The organism is Solibacillus sp. FSL W7-1464, assembly GCF_038004425.1.
GTDB lineage: Bacteria > Bacillota > Bacilli > Bacillales_A > Planococcaceae > Solibacillus.
Map to the genome: position 1 here is coordinate 1,787,878 of NZ_JBBORC010000001.1, position 17,795 is coordinate 1,805,672.

A 17,795-nucleotide genomic window follows, 5' to 3' on the forward strand; every position below is an offset into this window, starting at 1 on the left:
ATAAAGTAACTTAATAAAAATTAAAGGTGATCAGATGAAACAATTAATGGCTATTTTAGAAGATAAAATTCAGCTTGTCCGTCGGGATGATCTGCAAAATATTGCTGTTGTCGGACCGGTAAAGCTACCTATAAAACAAGAAAATCTAGAAGCGACATTCCAATGGTATTCATGGACGACTGTTGAAAAAAATCAGACGAAAGAACAGGTTGTAGAATCTGTATCGTCTATGCATTTAGCATTTGGCCAGCAATCTTCTGTCCTCGTGTATGGAGACTTTGCAAACCAGGATGATGCATTGATCCGGATGCACAGTATCTGTCATACAGGAGATATTTTCGGTTCACAGCGTTGTGACTGCGGCTACCAGTTACATGAATCGATGAAAATGATTGTCGAACACGGCTGTGGCGCAATCTTTTATTTAGCGGATCATGAAGGGCGTGGTATTGGGCTGTTTTCAAAATCATTAGCTTACTTACTACAGGAAGAAGCGTTTGATACAGTGGAAGCAAATCATGCACTCGGTTTTGAAGACGATGTCCGTTCATATGATGATGCAATCCGCGTTTTACAAGTACTGCGTGCAAAACCTGTAACACTCATTACGAACAATCCGAAAAAGCTTGCAGCGCTGCAGGAGAACGGATTACTTGCGGATGGCCATATTCCATTATGGGGCGGCCTGACGGAAACGAATGAACAGTACTTGAAAACAAAGGTAGAAAAGTCTGGACATATCGCGATGGTTGAAAAGCTAACTGTGTAAGGAGAATTTCGAATGAAAACTGATCAGGACTATATGCAACTGGCGCTCCAATTAGCGGCAAGTGCCAGAGGGAATACAAATCCCAATCCGTTAGTAGGAGCCGTTATTGTAAAAGATGGCGTAATCGTCGGTACTGGACTTCACCGTAAAGCAGGGGAACCCCACGCAGAAGTACATGCAGTGAACATGGCGGGCGAACATACAAAAGATGCGACCATTTACGTCACACTGGAACCGTGTTCGCATTACGGCAAAACACCGCCTTGTGCGAAACTGCTGAAAGAAAGCGGATTTAAACGCGTTGTCGTTGCAACCGAAGATCCAAACCCTGAAGTAGCAGGGCGCGGTATTCGTCTGTTACGTGAAGCGGGAATCGAAGTGGAAGTTGGTATTCTCCAGGAGGAAGCTCAAAAACTGAATGAACGCTTTATTCATAATATGCTGACAGAGCGTCCATTTGTCGTTGCAAAATTTGCCATGACACTCGATGGCAAAATCGCGACATATAACGGACACTCACAGTGGATTACAGGTGAAGAAGCACGTACGGATGTCCATGAATTGCGTCATGAAGTGGACGGGATACTAGTAGGTGTTCAAACGGTCTTAAATGACAATCCGAAACTGACGACACGTCTTAAAGGTCGACAAGGTCGCAATCCGATTCGAGTTGTATTGGATAGTACTTTAAAAACACCACTTGATGCGCATATTGCGGATACGACGGAAGCCCGTACAATCATCGTCACTTCACTCGATTCAGATGAAGAAAAGACACAGCAATTGGTACGCAACGGTGTTGAAGTTATTCGGGTAGAAAAAGATACAACAGGCTTAAACATAGAAGATATGTTGAAAGCATTATATAAAAAGGGCATTACGCATCTGCTTGTTGAAGGTGGTGGCAATGTGAACGCATCATTTTTACGAGGCGGCTTCATTGACCAGTATATGGTGTATGTCGCGCCGAAAGTATTGGGCGGGAAAAACTCCATTACACCGTTTACCGGATCTGATGTGGAAACAATCGATTTGGCGAGCCTGCTTGAATTTGGTGAAGTCACTCGCATCGGAGAAGATTTGCGTATTTTAGCCTATCCAAAGAAGGCTGGTTTACATGAATAGAAAAGTGGATGTATGCATTGTCGGCGGTGGTCCGGGCGGTGCACTTCTTGCCAATATACTGGCGAAAAATAATGTGTCGGTTCTTTTAATAGAACGGACAAATGACTTCGCAAAGGCATTCCGCGGAGAACATTTAAATGAAGAAGGAGAACGAATTCTAAAACAGTACGGGCTATTCGAACGAATTGAACAGCTCGGTTTGCTGCGCATGGAAACATTGGAATATTGGATGAACGGTGAAAAATTTAAAACAATTGAACCGGATCCGGCTATAGGCCATTTAGGTATCCATGTTCCGCAAGCTCATCTGCTTCAGGCAATAATCGAGCAGGCAAAAGGCTACCCAACGTTTGACTATTTATTGAATACGACGGTTAAAGAGCTTATTCAAAATGAGCATGGGCAATATACTGCTGTCCGTGCTAAACAAGGTGATGCTGATATTACGATTGAAGCACAGCTGATCATCGGTGCGGATGGGCGCTATTCGACAGTCAGAAAATTGGCGAATTTGGATGTGACGATCCGTGATCATGGCTATGACTTGCTTTGGGCGAAAATACCGGCACCTGAAAATTGGACGCCATCCATTAAAATGGCCTTAGTTGACGGCATGCAAATTTCCCTGTTTACGCAGGCAAAAGGATTTGTCCAAATCGGCTGGAATATCGAAAAGGGAAGCTATCCGCAATTGCGCAAACAGCCTTTTATGCCGTTTATCGAAAAGCTTGTAAAAGCATTTCCTCAATTGGTACCTGTCGTACAGGAGCATATCCGGTCATGGAAAGACTTTGTGCTGCTTGATGTCTTCAGCAGTACGACCGAACAATGGGGAAAAGAAGGCGTTGCATTAATCGGGGATGCCGTTCATACGATGACCCCGACAGGCGCATATGGATTAAATAGTTCGTTAATGGATGCCCATGTGCTGGCACAAATGCTGCTGGAAAATGAAAAATTTGATTTTGTCAGCTGCGCCACAGCAAGAAAGAAACAGATCGAAAAAATCCAGGCAATACAAATAGAAAAAGAGCAAAAGTTCCATGAAGCTTTTCTCGTATTAAGTTAGGTGAGACATATGAAATTTGGTTTTGATATTGATGATACGTTAATCGATTTACGTCGGCATGCCTTTCATCTATATAATAAGAAATTGAACAAAACGATCGGCGAAGATGTTTTCGATACGATCCCGACTGTCGAAATTCATGCACCATTCGGGTTAACGAATGAAGAAGGCAGCCAAATGTGGAAAGATACGATGGAAGAAATCTATTTCACGGACTGTCCAAGCTTTGAAGGAGCGAAGGAAGTTTTAAATGCTTTGGCAGAGGAAGGACATGAAATTTATTATATAACGTCCCGTCCAAAAGGGTATTGCGAACAGACCCGTGCATGGGTAAAAGCACAAGGATTCCCGGTTGTTGATGAGCGTTTTTACTGCGGAATGGCAGACCATGAGAAAATCGACATCATCAAAAGTTTGGAACTGGACGTTTATGTAGATGATAAGCCGGCTGTCTTAAACACATTAGCCGAAAGTACAACAAAAGTCATCGTGAAAAATCAGTCATACAATCAGGCAGTAGAATATACGCGTCTGACAAATTGGAATGAATTCAATAAACTGATCGGTTATGCCACGGTGTAATCGATAAGGAAATTCCCGGAGCTTTTCCGGGAATTTTTTTATATAAAAAGTGAAAATAGTTTGAATTTTTTCCTTTCAAGGGAATGAATATGTGGTATTGTTAACAGTGTATAGACATACCGGTTGGAGGATTTTACTATGATAACACAACAACATTACGAAGCAAGCATTCATTACAATGGAATTATATTACTGTCGGCTTACCTGCAACGCCAGTATGTATATCGTACAATTCAAGTACGTCTGAACGGAGCAAGTGAAGAACCACTAAATAAAGTGAAAAATATGCTTGAACATACAGAGCTGATGCTTAATATTTTTGAGGAATCAAAAGATCTGATGGATGGTCAGCGCAACAAACTGAAATCATTTGCAGATGAGGTAGCCCTTTTGATGCAAAATTATATTAAAGAAAATCCGGACTTTAAAGAGCGTCTGGCAGTTGTCGGCTCAACTCTTTACTCGGAGCAGCTGATGAATAATGGAATTATTAAACTCGGCTATATTTTCAAGCAAAATATCGGCAAAGATTTCCCGGCACGCGTCAAGTTTTACGAAGAACGTACAAAAGTTATCGACGTGATGGTACAGCTTGTATCAGAAGGAAAAGAAATCGAAAAGGGCATGCAGGACATTTTAAATAAATGGTATGACGGCATCGCCAACCAGAAAAAAGGCATTATGGAAGACCTATCGAAAATCAACGAAATGCTCGATTTTAAAGCAGAGTAATAAAAAGATTTTGGAATAGAAGTAAAACACTAATTAGAAACCGAATAAATTTTTAACGCTCAGCAAAAAAACGCCAATTTTCTTTCGGAGAAAATTGGCGTTTTTGGGTTATGTTCTACTAATTATGCGCGTTCGAAAAATACTTTTTCGATATTGTATTTAGACTGGAATTGATTGATCGCATATGTTTCGTAAATTTCACGTTCCATTGGATCTTCAATTTCATATACTTCAATTTTGTGGATTTCAGCACGGTGGTTTTTCATTGGTGATACATTGTCTTCAAAGTGCTTTTTAATACGCTGACGGATTTTACGTGCTTTCCCTACAAATAAAAGCTCGTTCTTTTCGTTGTAGAAGAAGAAGATTCCGCCTTTATCGCGAGTGATTTTATGGAAATCAATAAATCCGAAGTATGGAGTAATTTCCACATCACCTGGTTTTAATACTTGTTCACGTTGACGAATTACTAAATCTGGTTTTGGCATTTCAATTTTAATCAAACTATTCACGTCCCTAAATTATTCTAAAAGTTTATTTTACACGATAACCCGGTAAATTGCTATTATATAGTAGTCCAAGCATTGGAGAATTGAAAAATAAGCGGGAATTTTACCGTTTTTTTCAAAATAGAAGGCATAACCAAATACATATTATCCGACACTATATTGTTGATTTATTTTATCACCCCTCCGAACAAAACTAAAAATAAATCATAAACTACACACTTTTAAGTCAATAAAAACCACTAATAGCAATCCCCGGTCAAGCAAAAAATTCTAACTTATCTGCAGGAATGGATAGATTTTGAATTTTCGCTTTCTTTTTCATGGAAGATTGCTTATGGTAATAATAGTTTGTTCAGCAATAACTAATTATACATATTAATTTTTAATAATAGTTTCAACAGGGAGAAGGAATGGTATGCAAAAATTTAAAGGTGAGCTGCTTATGCTCATCACCGCTGTTATGTGGGGAAGCGGATTTGTTGGAATGGCAAAAGGACTTGAACATTGGACGGTATTTCAATTAATGGCTGGAAGATTTTTATTAGCTTCCATTATTTTAAGTTTCATTTTCTATAAAAAATTAAAGCTCATTTCTAAGGCAGTAATATGGAAAGGGGCAATTCTCGGAGCAATCTTATTCGTCGCATTTGCATTGCAGACTATGGGCTTGGAATATACAACACCTTCTAAAAATGCATTCTTGACTGCGATTAATGTTATTATCGTACCGATTATCGCTTACGTCATCTATAAAAGAAGGATTGATCGGTTCGAGTTTATTGCCGCTGGTGTGGCTGTTGTCGGTATCGGCTTTTTATCATTACAGGATTCGCTGACGATTAATATCGGTGACTTCCTATCGATTCTGTGTGCGGTCGGGTTCGCTTTTGACATTTTTTATACAAATGTATTTGTAAAAACAGAAGATGCTTTAGCGCTGACAATCGTTCAGTTTTATACAGCGACTGTCCTCAGTATAGTCAGTGTCCTCATTCTTGGGGAAGTGCCGACGACGTATACTTCTGAAGGCTTGGGAATCATTGTTTACTTGGCGATATTCTGTACTGCTGTTGCGTATGTATGTCAAAATATCGGGATGCAATATGCAAACCCCACGAAATCCGCCATTATCTTATCGACGGAATCATTGTTCGGTACAATTTTCTCTGTGTTAATTCTAAATGAACTTCTAACAGGTCGAATGCTTGTTGGATGTGTCCTCATCTTCTTTGCGATTTTATTTGCAGAAGTCAAGCCGACCTTTAGACGAAAAAAATCCTATATTTAGCGAACAGCCATTTTAAGCAATCCGTTTAAAATGGCTGTTTTTGTTTATTATTTAAAAAATACGGAAAAGGATAAGAGATGAAAAAAGGGGAGGACTGGTTACATGTTAAATTATACTCGGGAAGGTTCTGGGGAAGTTGTCGTATTAGTACATGGATTTTTAGGGAGTACAGCAATATTTGAAAGAATTATGGAACCATTGACAAAACAATTTGATGTAATTGCAATCGATTTACCGGGGCACGGAAAAAGTGAAATGCCGGAAGGGGAATATACGGTTTATCGCTATGCTGAAGATATTATCGATGTATTAGTAGCAGAAAAAGTTGAAAAAGCTTATTGGATCGGTCATTCGATGGGTGGCTATATTACTTTGGCGGCAATCGAGAAACAATATTCTAAAATCGAAAAGGCTGTGTTACTGTATTCATCCGATTCAGCGGACACACCGGAAGCAATCGATAAAAGAACGAAGCAGCAGGAAGAAATTCAGGAACACGGAACAGGCGCGTTTGTCGACGGAATTATTCATAATTTCCTGGCACCTGATGCGAAAACGGAAGATGTGCTGTTCGCAAAAGAAGTCGCCCATGTAGCAAAGGAAGAAGGGCTCGTTGCGGCACTCGGTGCAATGAAGTCACGTCCAAACCAACGAGATCTGGTCGATACGTTACCGATTCCGATCCTCGTAATCGAAGGGGAACAGGACAAAGCGGTCACACCGATTACAACATCCAACCCGAATGTAGAGAAAGTAAAGACAAATACAGGACATCTCGGTATGGTAGAAGATTCTCAAACCGTAGCAAGAGAAATCATCCGTTTCCTGAACAGCTAAAACTAAAACGAGAGGGATCCATATTTTTTGGGTCCCTCTCGTTTTAACTGTACTGCTTTCTCAAATATAATGTAATCCAATTGAAGCATTCATTTTTCTCTAAATTGGCGACAAGACCAATAATGATCGCATTTCTTGGATTATTGCTTTTTAGTTCTTCTATTAATAACCGGATGGAATCGAGTTCTAGATTATTCGTAGTCTGTTGTTGAAGTGCCAACAGATCCTCCATTATATGATCAATCGAATAATTTTCAATCCGTTTGTAAAACTGGGAAGGATGTACAAGCAGTGCAATTTTGCTTTTAGTCGCTAATAAAGTCGTCTTTTCAACGAGTGAATCCGCAAATTTTCCTGAATCAAACGGCTGGCATGAATCGAAAATATACTGCATATACGATTGGACCATCCCATTTATTATAACTACTAAATCGTATTGTCTTCCTTCAATTTGATCGCCGAATACTTCGAATAACAGCTTCTCCAAATTTTTATTGGAAAGTTCTACATAATAATGGATCCGTTCAATTAATGCTTTATTGATGGCAGAAACATTTTCCTTCATCAAAATATCCGCAAACCCTGCATATTGTGATAATACTTTCATCGTATGAACAAAGTAGATATGGAGCTTATCTGTAGGTGTATGTCCTTCACTGACTGCTTGGTCAACTTCGCGTATTATATTGTTCATGAAATGTTCAATAATAGAAAAAACGAGCTCATCTTTTGATTTAAACGATAAATAAAAGGCGCCCTTAGAAATCTTGCAGTGGTCAGTGATTTGCTGTACTGACGTGGCTTCAATCCCTTTTTCGGCAAATAAATGAAGTGCAGAATCGATGATCAATTGTTTTCTTGTCATAATAATTTCAAGCCCCTTTCAATTGACACGTGACCGACTAGTCATTATTATAGAATGGTGGTTACATATAGTCAAGAAAGGTAAGGTGGAACCGTGAAAGGCTTAGTTAATTTCGTATTAAAAAACAAGCTTGCCGTATGGTTACTAACAATCATTATCGTGTTTTCCGGTATTTATTCATCCACACGTATGAAGATGGAATCGATTCCAGATATTTCGATCCCGTTCTTAATCGTTATGGGTGTTTATCCTGGTGCAACACCAGAGCAAGTAATGGATGATCTTTCAATTCCTTATGAGAAGGCAGTTGAAAGTTTAGAAGATGTAAAGGCAGTATATTCTACATCTTCATCAAATGTTTCACAAGTTCAAGTGGAATATGAATATGGCGTGGATATGGATGAAAAGAAACGTCAGTTAGAAGCTGCTTTAGATAATATTGAGCTTCCTGAAGGTGCACAAGAGCCTTCAATTATGGCAATCAGTATGAACATGATGCCTGTTATTGCTTTATCAGTAAGTAGTTCGGATGAAGATATTGTTGAACTGACGTCGACAGTAGAGAAAACGATTCTGCCGAAACTAAACAAAATTGACGGTGTTGCATCTGCGACAGTTACAGGTCAACATCTTGAAGAAGTAGCCTTCACATATGATGAAGAAAAGATGGCACAACTAGGTTTAACGGAAGACTCTGTTAAGCAAATGATCCAGGCAAGTGACCTTGCAGTCTCATTAGGATTATACGAGTTTGAAGAAGGCGAGCAGGCTGTTGCAGTTGACGGCAAGTTCAAGACAGTGGAACAGTTAAAAGAAATGCTGATTCCTGTTACACCTTCTGAAACAAACCCGGTTCCTTTTGTAAAACTAGGGGATATTGCTGAAATCGAAAAAGTAGGTAAAGTGCAATCAGTATCACGAACTAATGGTAAAGATGCGATTGCGATTCAAATCGTAAAAGGTCAGGATGCCAATACGGTTACTGTAGCAAATGCAGTAAAAGATTTAATCGAAGAAGAGCAGGAATCAATTTCAGGTCTTAAAATCGATATTTCTTTAGACCAAGGGAAACCAATTGAAGATTCTGTCTTTACAATGGTTGAAAAAGCGGTATTTGGTGGTTTAATCGCAGTATTGATTATTCTATTATTCCTGCGTGACTTTAAATCAACAATCATCTCAATCATTTCAATTCCGGTGTCAGTATTCATGGCATTAATGGCATTGCACTGGATGGATATTACGCTGAATATTATGACGCTTGGAGCGATTACTGTTGCAATCGGACGGGTAATTGATGACTCGATTGTAGTAGTAGAAAATATTTATCGTCGTATGCACTTGAAAGAAGAGAAATTACAAGGCCGTGCGTTAATTCGTGAAGCAACAATTGAAATGTTCAAGCCGATCATGTCTTCAACATTAGTAACAATTGCGGTATTCGCACCACTTATATTTGTAGGCGGTATGGTAGGGGAATTATTCGTACCATTCGCATTAACAATGTCATTTGCTTTAATCGCTTCTTTAATCGTCGCGGTTACAATCGTACCAGCACTTTCACACACTTTATTCCGCAAGAAAATTTACGGTGAAAAGTCTGAAAGTCAGCATAAAGAAGTTGGTAAGCTTGCAGTAACATACCGCAATTTCTTAGAAAAAACATTAAACCATAAGTGGATTTCATCGATTATTGCGGTTGTTCTATTAGTTGGTTCACTAGCGTTAACACCATTAATCGGCTTTAGTTTCATGGGTTCTCAAGAAGAGAAAGTGATGTATTTAACATACACACCAGGTACTGGCGAATTGATGGAAGAGACACTGACGAACATTGAAGAAGTAGAACAGGAATTACTGAAACGTAAAGACATCGATGTTTTACAATTATCGGTGAACACAGAACCTTCTACTGATGCTGCAGCAATGATGACTGGCGGCGGTGCAGGCGGTGGGTTAATCTATGCCATTTTCGATCCGGATATGGATGATTTCCCGAAAGCGAAAAAAGAAGTAGAAGACTATATCTTTAACGTTGACCAATCAGGCGAATGGAAAACGCAAAACTTTGCGATGGGTATGTCATCGAATGAAGTAAGCTATACACTATACAGTGAAGACCTGAATAAGTTAAATGAAGCAGTCGCTCAAGTTGAAGATGTTCTAGTGGACGTTAAAGGACTTGATGAAGTTGAATCAAATGCTTCTGCTCCATATGTAGAAAATGTAATTAAAGTAGATCAGGAAAATGTATTACAATACGGTCTGACTACTGCCCAAATCTTAATGGCTTTACAAACAAATTCAGCAAAAGAAGTGCTGACAACTGTTGAAAGTGACGGCGCTGATATTAATGTAGTTGTACAACGTGAAGCAAAATCTGCGGCAGCGGATATTGATGAATTATTGGAAACACCGATTCAAACGGCAACTGGTCAGACAATGACAATTGGTGACATTGTTGAACTTGAAGAAGGCACAACTTTAAATTCATTATCTCGTCAAAAAGGTGAATATTTTGCGACAGTATCTGCAACGATTACTGATAAAGATATTTCAAAAGCAACATCTGCAGCAGATGAAAAAATTGCTGATTTAGATTTACCGAAAGGCGTTACGACTGGTGTAGGCGGTGTTGCAGCAGATATGGCTGAAACATTTACTCAACTGGGCGTAGCGATGATTGCAGCAATTGCAATTGTTTATTTCATCTTAGTAGTAACATTTGGTGAAGGTTTAGCACCATTTGCGATTTTATTCTCTTTACCATTTACTGTAATCGGTTCATGGATTGGATTATTCGCAACAGGTCTTACAATTTCGGTTTCAGTTATGATGGGATTACTGATGTTAATCGGTATCGTAGTCACAAATGCAATCGTACTTGTAGACCGCATTATCCGTATGGAACACGAAGGTATGAACATGCGTGAAGCAATACTGGAAGCCGGTGCAACTCGTTTACGTCCAATCTTAATGACGGCGATTGCAACAATTGGTGCAATGTTACCAATGGCATTCGGTGGAGCTGGCGGCGGTCTGATTTCTCAAGACCTAGCTGTAACAGTAATTGGTGGTTTATTATCATCAACATTATTAACATTAATCATCGTACCGATTGTATATGAAGTATTATCAAAAATGCTGAAGAAAAATCGTAAAGATGTAAAAGACAATTAATACGGGCAGAGGCTGGGTCAAAACCTACCTCTAAATTAAAAGCAGTCCAAATTTTACGAACAGTAAAATTTGGACTGCTTTATTTTTTTCAACTTCGCAGCCGTTTTTCTCCGTTAAGGCGGATGCTTTCCTAGGGGCACGGCTCGAGTCTGTAGTCTTGTTCCCCTGTCGATAGCTTTTTTATTAGGCTTGGCAGTAAATACAGTTGTGAAAAAGCATAACGAAACAACTCAATCACCTGATAATAAAACGACTATATACTTTTACACATTGAACGGTGGAGCAGTTACCTCAATTAGTGTTACGGGAATTGTAAATGGACCTCTTTGGAGTAAAAAAAGGATTTATTATGAAGAACCAATTCATGGGGGTGATGTGGAGTGATTGTAATATATTCTTTACATATTGTTAGAAATATATTACAATTTTCATAAAGGTGTAGGGGGTTAAAAATGTTAGAAAATGAAATCAATGTATTTAGAGCAAGGAAGAAATGGACACAACAACAATTAGCGGACCAGATAGGGGTGAGTCGTCAAACAATCGCAGCCATGGAGAAAAACAAATATAACCCATCGTTAATTCTAGCTTTTAAAATTGCGAATGCATTAGAGGTTCCTATTACAACTGTATTTAATTACAAGGAGGATAATAAATGAGTTTAATTATAGAATATGCAATTTTCTTCTTAGTTATATTAGTAATAGCAGCGGAGTTTTATAAGATTAGATTTGAAAGTAACAAGGAATCTAAAGATGAACGAGGATTACAGTTGATATATAAATCTAAATCCCTCTCTTACTCAATCTTGTCGGGTGGAATTATAATAGGAGTCATCCTAGTTGGTGCTTTGAAATTAGTTCCAACAGAAGCTTTTATACTGATTATTATGATAACGTATTTTGTTCAAAGTATAGCTTCAAGTGTGTATTTGTTTTACTGTAGAAAAATTTAAGCCTATCATTCTTATTAAACTAACGGGAGCTTTTGTGCAATAAGGATTTATAAAGTATGCAAAATAAACATAAATAATGTTTCCAAATAAAAGTTTGGGGACACATTGAAAAGGTTCGAAACGTTGTTAAATCAATGTTTCGAGCCTTTATGTATGAATATTAGGTTATGCAGGATTTTATACGGCTGATGCAAACCCTGAATGGAACGGTCTTTATACTTGCTGAGTTTTTTAGTTAGTTTGTATAAAACTTGTATAGCAAATCTTTTTCAACATCGATCATCTGCTCCAACAGCCTAATTGGGAAGAAAACGTCTGTACAATTCAAGGTGTGACGAATAATATAATGAAATTACATTAGTTAAGAAATTCACAGCAAGATAGGAGAATCAATACTTCTTAGGCTGTTTTTTAATTTAAAGTTATGGGTATAGATGTAAAGTTTTAGTAAATTTTACAGGAGGCCTTATATGAGGAAACTATTATTATTCGGTCTATTATTCACAGCGATTTTCAATTTTAGTGCACATTCTGCTATAGCGGAGACGGCTACAATTGAGTTTGGGAAATACCCGGTGCAGGTGATTGCGAATAAGCATGCGGAACTGAAAGATGAACAGGGCAAAGTCATAAAAACTGTAGCAAAAGGAGACAAGCTATTACTGCAGGCGTTAAAAGGTGATTCCGGAGTGATCAAATATGCATCCAAATCAGCTTTTATTCCTATAACCGATATTTATTATGTTCAGTTAGTCGATGGTGCAAAAGTAATTTCCTATGACGAAGTGGCAGCAAAGCTAAAGCTTGTTTCAACAATGTATCCAACGCTGACGAAATTGCAGGAGATCGGAAATTCGGTGGAGGGGAGACCACTGTATTCATTAAAAATTGGGACGGGTAAAAAGGAAGTATTGATGGATGCGTCTTTTCATGGACGTGAACATATGACAACAAATGTTTTGATGGAAATGATTGATACTTATATAAATGCTTATGTAAACGGAACGAAAATCGAAAAATACGATGTTAAGAAAATATTAAGTGAAGTGAGCCTCGTATTTGTGCCGATGGTGAATCCTGATGGCGTAACACTTGCACAAGGCGGCAAAGTAAACACATCGCTGACAAAACTTAAAGCGATGAACAATAACAGCACCAATTTCAATCGCTGGAAAGCAAACATGAACGGTGTCGATCTGAATCGTCAATTTAATGTGAACTGGCATTTAATTAAAACGACAAAACCTTCGTTCAAAGAATATAAAGGAAAAGCGCCAAATACAGAACCGGAAGCGCTCGCGATCAAACAGCTCATCGACCGGGGAAATCATTTAGCCTATGTTTCGTATCATTCTTCCGGTCAGATTATTTATTGGAGCCAAACGAAAACCAATTTCAGTCGTACGAAAAAGTTGGTGAAAGGTGTATCGAGCATTACCGGCTATAAATTGATGCCTGTAACCAAAAAAAGTGAGCCGATTGCAGCATCCGAAGACTATTTTACAAAAGTAAAAGACCGACCTGCGATGACGGTCGAAATCGCACCATATGCAGGGGAAGCATCCGTTCCGTTAAAACGGTGGAACAATGTTTGGAAGCAAAACAAAACAGTCGGACTGTACGTAGCCAATGAAGCGCGAAATTGGTAAAAAAACTGGTGAACCTCAATTGCGGAGGTTCACCAGTTTTTAGTTTGCTAATTGAGTTGGTATTTTTCGTTTATGCTTTGGAACGAAAAGTATGATGATAAAGGCAATACATATAGAACGTCGAGCTTGTCTCATTTGGCTGTTTCGGTGTAACCTGTTCCGTTAGAGTGACTAATATGAGAGATGGTCACCATAAATGGGCATATGTAATTGACAATTTTCTGAATTCGTAATATGTTAATATATGAGTATATGTTCATATATAAAAAAGGTAAATGGGGGCGTTATAAATGGTAGAGCATCATCATCATCATCACCATCATTCACATAGTACGAACAAGAAAGTTCTGTTTATATCCTTTTTAATTATTACCGGGTTTATGATTGTCGAAGCGGTCGGTGGGGTGCTGACGAACAGTCTAGCGCTGCTGTCAGATGCAGGACATATGTTAAGCGACGCCGTTTCACTTGGAATTGCATTAATGGCCATTATTTTTGCGCAAAAAGTAGCGAATGCCAGTAAAACATTTGGCTACAAGCGTATTGAAATATTAGCTGCCACACTGAATGGTCTGACATTAATCATCATCGCCCTGTTCATTTTTTACGAAGCCATTGGACGTTTCATGAATCCTCCTGAAGTTGCTTCAACCGGCATGCTCATCATCAGCAGTATCGGATTGGCGGTAAATATTTTAGTTGCGTGGATTATGATGCGCGGTGCAGATACGAAAGATAATTTAAATATGAGAGGTGCCTATCTGCACGTAATCAGCGATATGATCGGTTCAATCGGTGCCATTGTTGCCGCCTTGCTTATCCTGTTCTTTGATTGGGGATGGGCAGATCCATTGGCCAGTGTTTTTGTAGCCGCACTTGTGCTTCGAAGCGGATATCATTTAACGAAAGCTTCATTGCATATTTTAATGGAAGGCACACCTTCAGATATAACTGTTGATGAAATCATACAAACGATTGAAAAGTATGAGGAGATAAAAGCGCTTCATGACTTGCACATCTGGACGATTACTAGTGGATTAAATGCCTTGTCTTGCCATGTTGTTGTAAATGAGGACTTGACGATAAAGGAAAGCGAGCAACTTTTAGGGAAAGTTGAACATGATTTGCTTCATCAAAATATTCATCATGTGACGATTCAAGTGGAGTCAAATACGCATAAGCATGATCATTCGGTTTATTGTACAGCGAAGCAAGATTCAAGCCATCAGCACCACCACCATCATTAATCAAATATGCCTGTCGTATAGGAGAAAAGAGTGTTAGATCGTATGACAATGGAAAAAAGAACCCAACATGAATTGGATGAAGAAACATTGTTTGTCGTTTCGCAAACGTTCAAGGCGTTAAGCGATCCGACACGAATCCGTATTTTAAACATGTTATGCTGTGAAGAGCATTCGGTAAATGACATTGCGGAAAAGCTCGACTTAAATCAGTCGGCGGTTTCCCACCAATTGCGTTTTTTGAAGAACTTGCGTTTAGTAAAGTTCAGACGTGAAGGTACGACACTGTACTATACAAGCGCAGATGACCATGTGATCAACTTGCTTCATCAGGCAATTGATCATGCCCATCATTAAGTGAATAAAATAATCGGAAACACGTAAAAGTTTTATTTAATGAACTTTTACGTGTTTTTCGTTGGTTTCGTCACTTTAGGATGTTGGGTATATCTATAAACGGTAGTCGCAAACTAAAATCATTGTCCATTTAAGGCAGGAGTAAGATATTTATCGATTAATTCTAAAATAATGGAGGTTTTTTTCTATATGAAAGTTGTAGCAATTGTAGGAAGTATCCGTAAAGAATCATACAATCTAAAAATCGCAAAATATATTCAGGGCCGTTATGCAGATAAATTCGATTTGGAAATTCTGGATCTGGCTCCTCTGCCAATGTATAACCAGGATATCGAAATGGAAGCTCCTGAAACCGTACGTAACTTTAAGGCCAAAGTGAAAGATGCAGATGCAGTTCTATGGATTACACCTGAATACAATTCTACAATTCCTGGGGTATTAGGAAATGCGATCGACTGGCTAAGCCGTGTGGACAAGGTGATGAACGGCAAGCCATCCATCATAATGGGATCATCTATGGGGATATTAGGTTCTGTTAAAGCCCAAATGCATTTACGCGATATTTTATTTGCGATTGGCTTAAATTCACCGGTTTTACCTGGCAATGAAGTGTATATTGGAGCAGTTCATGAAAAAATTGATGTGCAAGGGCAACTGACAGATGAAGCGACAATCGCATTTTTAGATAGCGTTATTGCAAACTTCCTGGAATGGATGAAGCAGTTTTAATATAGACGGCACCTCTTTTTAAAGAAGAGGTTTTTTTTATCAAGCAGAGTTTTCTGAAAATGTTATCGCAACAATGGATACTTCTACGGTAAACTTCAAGTGTGAAATGTATGGATATCGCGTTTTGTCAATAGATTTGTGTTACAAAAAAATATTGTTTTAGGTGAAAGAAAACTCCTTAAATCCGCTTTTTTATATACTATAGTTTTCTTCTATCAAAATTATAGGAAGTATCTAATGGACGAAAGACGAATCTCTCATTACAATGTAGATAAGGCGATTAAAAAATAAGGTGTAACGGATTTTTTAATTGGCTATATGGATTTACAGAAATTCATCGTAACATCGAACTAAAAATACTATTTTGGGGTGATTGTTAATGGGAAAAGATTTAAGTCAGTTCATCAGAAATGAAGCGTTTTTAAACAAAGTTGTTTCAGCGGAGGAAGCCGCGTCTTGGATTGAAGACGGCATGAATCTGGGTATGAGTGGTTTTACACTTTTCGGAGAGCCAAAAGAATTTCCGCTTGCACTTTCTAAACGGGGAGAGCAGGAAAATTTCAAAGTAAATCTTTATACAGGTGCATCATTAGGCCCGACTGCTGACCAATCGATGGCAGAAGCAGGAATCATCAACCTGCGTGTGCCTTATCAAGGAAATGCGATTATGCGCGGTAAAATCAATAACGGAGAAATTTTCTATATTGATCAGCACTTATCACATACAGCAGAAGAAGTTCGTAAAGGTTCACTTGGTAAAATTGACTATGCGATCATTGAAGCAGCAGCCATTACAGAAGACGGTCTAGTCATTCCAACAGGTTCAGTAGGGAACTCACCGATTTTTGTAGAAAAAGCTGAAAATGTCATTATCGAAATTAATACAACTGCCCCAAAAGCATATGAAGGGCTTCATGATATTTATATTCAGAAATCACAAGGTGAACGTAGAGAAATTCCTATCTATAGTACAGGGGACCGAATCGGTGAAATCGGAATTAAAGTGGACCCGGCGAAAGTAAAAGGAATTGTTTTATCGGAGCAGCCGGATATTCCATCACCATTATTCGAGCCAAACGAAGAAACACAGAAGATTGCGGATAATTTACTGGCATTCCTGGCAAATGAAGTGGAAGTGGGGAATTTACCGGAATCATTAGCACCACTTCAGTCAGGCGTTGGATCGGTAGCGAATGCCGTATTAAACGGAATGCAAAAATCTCAGTTTAAAGATCTTGAAGTATTCTCGGAAGTACTGCAAGATGGTGTGTTTGACCTGATCGATGCGGGAATTGTAAAATTCGCTGCTGGTACGGCATTCTCACTTTCCAAAAAGCGTGTGGAATCACTGGCGGAAGACTTGGAAAAGTACAAGGATAAAATCATGTTCCGCCCACAGGAAATTTCGAATAACCCGGAAGTCATTCGCCGCTTAGGTGTTATTTCGTTTAACACGGCAATTGAAGTAGACATTTACGGTAATGTCAATTCGACACATGTAAACGGCACGAAGATTATGAATGGTATTGGCGGTTCCGGGGACTTTGCCCGTAATGCACGCATTACAATTTTCGTAACATCTTCATTAGCGAAAAACGGTGCTATTTCAACAATCGTTCCGTTCGTTTCACATATCGACCATACAGAACACGATGTCGATGTAATTGTAACGGAGCAAGGCTATGCGGATCTTCGTGGTCTCCCACCAGTGAAGCGTGCAGAGAAATTGATTGAAATTTCACACCCGAAATATAAAGAACAGTTACGTGCTTATTTCGAAGAGGCAAAAGAAAAAGTTGGCGGCCAAACACCGCATATTCTCGAAAAAGCATTCTCGTTCCATAACAATCTAAAAGAGCATGGGACAATGTTATTAGAAGATGACAAAATCAAACATTAAAGAGT

The 17,795-nt window shown here is 38.8% G+C and carries 18 protein-coding genes; 16 read left to right on the forward strand and 2 right to left on the reverse strand.

From position 1 onward, the window contains the following. Positions 1 to 34: 34 nt before the first annotated feature. From MKZ25_RS08665 to MKZ25_RS08685, 5 genes are all read left to right on the forward strand, one after another. Entirely contained in the window at positions 35 to 769 is a 735-nt protein-coding gene (locus MKZ25_RS08665; protein WP_340801153.1) for a GTP cyclohydrolase II, read from the forward strand. Positions 770 to 781: 12 nt separating this feature from the next. Continuing rightward, positions 782 to 1,894 carry a bifunctional diaminohydroxyphosphoribosylaminopyrimidine deaminase/5-amino-6-(5-phosphoribosylamino)uracil reductase RibD gene (gene ribD, locus MKZ25_RS08670; protein WP_340801154.1) on the forward strand — a complete coding sequence of 371 codons (1,113 nt, stop codon included), beginning with the start codon at positions 782 to 784 and terminating at the stop codon, positions 1,892 to 1,894. Next, the gene (locus MKZ25_RS08675) at positions 1,887 to 2,963 is read left to right on the forward strand and encodes an FAD-dependent monooxygenase (protein ID WP_340801155.1); all 1,077 of its coding nucleotides are present in this window, start codon (positions 1,887 to 1,889) and stop codon (positions 2,961 to 2,963) included. The genes ribD and MKZ25_RS08675 overlap by 8 nt, the downstream gene beginning before the upstream one ends. 9 nt (positions 2,964 to 2,972) lie before the next feature. Beyond that, complete coding sequence (locus MKZ25_RS08680; RefSeq protein ID WP_340801156.1) at positions 2,973 to 3,545, forward strand: 5' nucleotidase, NT5C type; 573 nt, start codon at positions 2,973 to 2,975, stop codon at positions 3,543 to 3,545. Between the two features lie 138 nt (positions 3,546 to 3,683). Beyond that, positions 3,684 to 4,277 (forward strand): transcriptional regulator, encoded by a 594-nt coding sequence (locus MKZ25_RS08685; RefSeq protein WP_340801157.1) that lies wholly within the window; start codon positions 3,684 to 3,686, stop codon positions 4,275 to 4,277. 122 nt (positions 4,278 to 4,399) lie between these two features. Here MKZ25_RS08685 and MKZ25_RS08690 read toward each other — a convergent pair whose 3' ends face one another. After that, positions 4,400 to 4,780 (reverse strand): nucleotide excision repair endonuclease, encoded by a 381-nt coding sequence (locus tag MKZ25_RS08690; RefSeq protein ID WP_340801158.1) that lies wholly within the window; start codon positions 4,778 to 4,780, stop codon positions 4,400 to 4,402. Positions 4,781 to 5,201: 421 nt separating this feature from the next. Here MKZ25_RS08690 and MKZ25_RS08695 point away from each other — a divergent pair, with 421 nt between their 5' ends. After that, positions 5,202 to 6,074: a DMT family transporter gene (locus tag MKZ25_RS08695; RefSeq protein WP_340801159.1), complete on the forward strand. Its 873-nt coding sequence runs from the start codon at positions 5,202 to 5,204 to the stop codon at positions 6,072 to 6,074. Between the two features lie 102 nt (positions 6,075 to 6,176). After that, positions 6,177 to 6,911: an alpha/beta fold hydrolase gene (locus tag MKZ25_RS08700; RefSeq protein ID WP_340801160.1), complete on the forward strand. Its 735-nt coding sequence runs from the start codon at positions 6,177 to 6,179 to the stop codon at positions 6,909 to 6,911. A gap of 43 nt (positions 6,912 to 6,954) precedes the next feature. On the opposite strand, the gene MKZ25_RS08705 is transcribed toward MKZ25_RS08700, so the two are convergent. After that, positions 6,955 to 7,776, reverse strand: coding sequence for a TetR/AcrR family transcriptional regulator (locus tag MKZ25_RS08705; RefSeq protein WP_340801161.1), 822 nt, complete (start codon positions 7,774 to 7,776; stop codon positions 6,955 to 6,957). Between the two features lie 93 nt (positions 7,777 to 7,869). Here MKZ25_RS08705 and MKZ25_RS08710 point away from each other — a divergent pair, with 93 nt between their 5' ends. The 9 genes from MKZ25_RS08710 (at position 7,870) to MKZ25_RS08750 (ending at position 17,790) form a co-directional block, all read left to right on the forward strand. Then, positions 7,870 to 10,956 carry an efflux RND transporter permease subunit gene (locus MKZ25_RS08710; RefSeq protein WP_340801162.1) on the forward strand — a complete coding sequence of 1,029 codons (3,087 nt, stop codon included), beginning with the start codon at positions 7,870 to 7,872 and terminating at the stop codon, positions 10,954 to 10,956. Positions 10,957 to 11,163: 207 nt separating this feature from the next. Next, positions 11,164 to 11,340, forward strand: a complete 177-nt coding sequence (locus MKZ25_RS08715; RefSeq protein ID WP_340801163.1) for a DUF5412 family protein — start codon at positions 11,164 to 11,166, stop codon at positions 11,338 to 11,340. Between the two features lie 68 nt (positions 11,341 to 11,408). Beyond that, positions 11,409 to 11,615, forward strand: a complete 207-nt coding sequence (locus MKZ25_RS08720) for a helix-turn-helix transcriptional regulator (RefSeq protein WP_340801164.1) — start codon at positions 11,409 to 11,411, stop codon at positions 11,613 to 11,615. Continuing rightward, complete coding sequence (locus MKZ25_RS08725) at positions 11,612 to 11,911, forward strand: hypothetical protein (RefSeq protein WP_340801165.1); 300 nt, start codon at positions 11,612 to 11,614, stop codon at positions 11,909 to 11,911. Before MKZ25_RS08720 ends, MKZ25_RS08725 begins: the two co-directional genes overlap by 4 nt. Positions 11,912 to 12,381: 470 nt before the next feature. Continuing rightward, entirely contained in the window at positions 12,382 to 13,560 is a 1,179-nt protein-coding gene (locus MKZ25_RS08730; protein ID WP_340801166.1) for a M14 family zinc carboxypeptidase, read from the forward strand. 290 nt (positions 13,561 to 13,850) lie between these two features. Then, positions 13,851 to 14,807, forward strand: coding sequence for a cation diffusion facilitator family transporter (locus MKZ25_RS08735; protein WP_340801167.1), 957 nt, complete (start codon positions 13,851 to 13,853; stop codon positions 14,805 to 14,807). A gap of 42 nt (positions 14,808 to 14,849) precedes the next feature. After that, the gene (locus MKZ25_RS08740; protein WP_079528762.1) at positions 14,850 to 15,161 is read left to right on the forward strand and encodes an ArsR/SmtB family transcription factor; all 312 of its coding nucleotides are present in this window, start codon (positions 14,850 to 14,852) and stop codon (positions 15,159 to 15,161) included. A gap of 189 nt (positions 15,162 to 15,350) precedes the next feature. After that, positions 15,351 to 15,890, forward strand: coding sequence for an NADPH-dependent FMN reductase (locus MKZ25_RS08745; protein WP_340801168.1), 540 nt, complete (start codon positions 15,351 to 15,353; stop codon positions 15,888 to 15,890). A gap of 379 nt (positions 15,891 to 16,269) precedes the next feature. Then, entirely contained in the window at positions 16,270 to 17,790 is a 1,521-nt protein-coding gene (locus MKZ25_RS08750) for a succinate CoA transferase (RefSeq protein WP_340801169.1), read from the forward strand. The last annotated feature ends 5 nt before the right edge of the window (positions 17,791 to 17,795 follow it).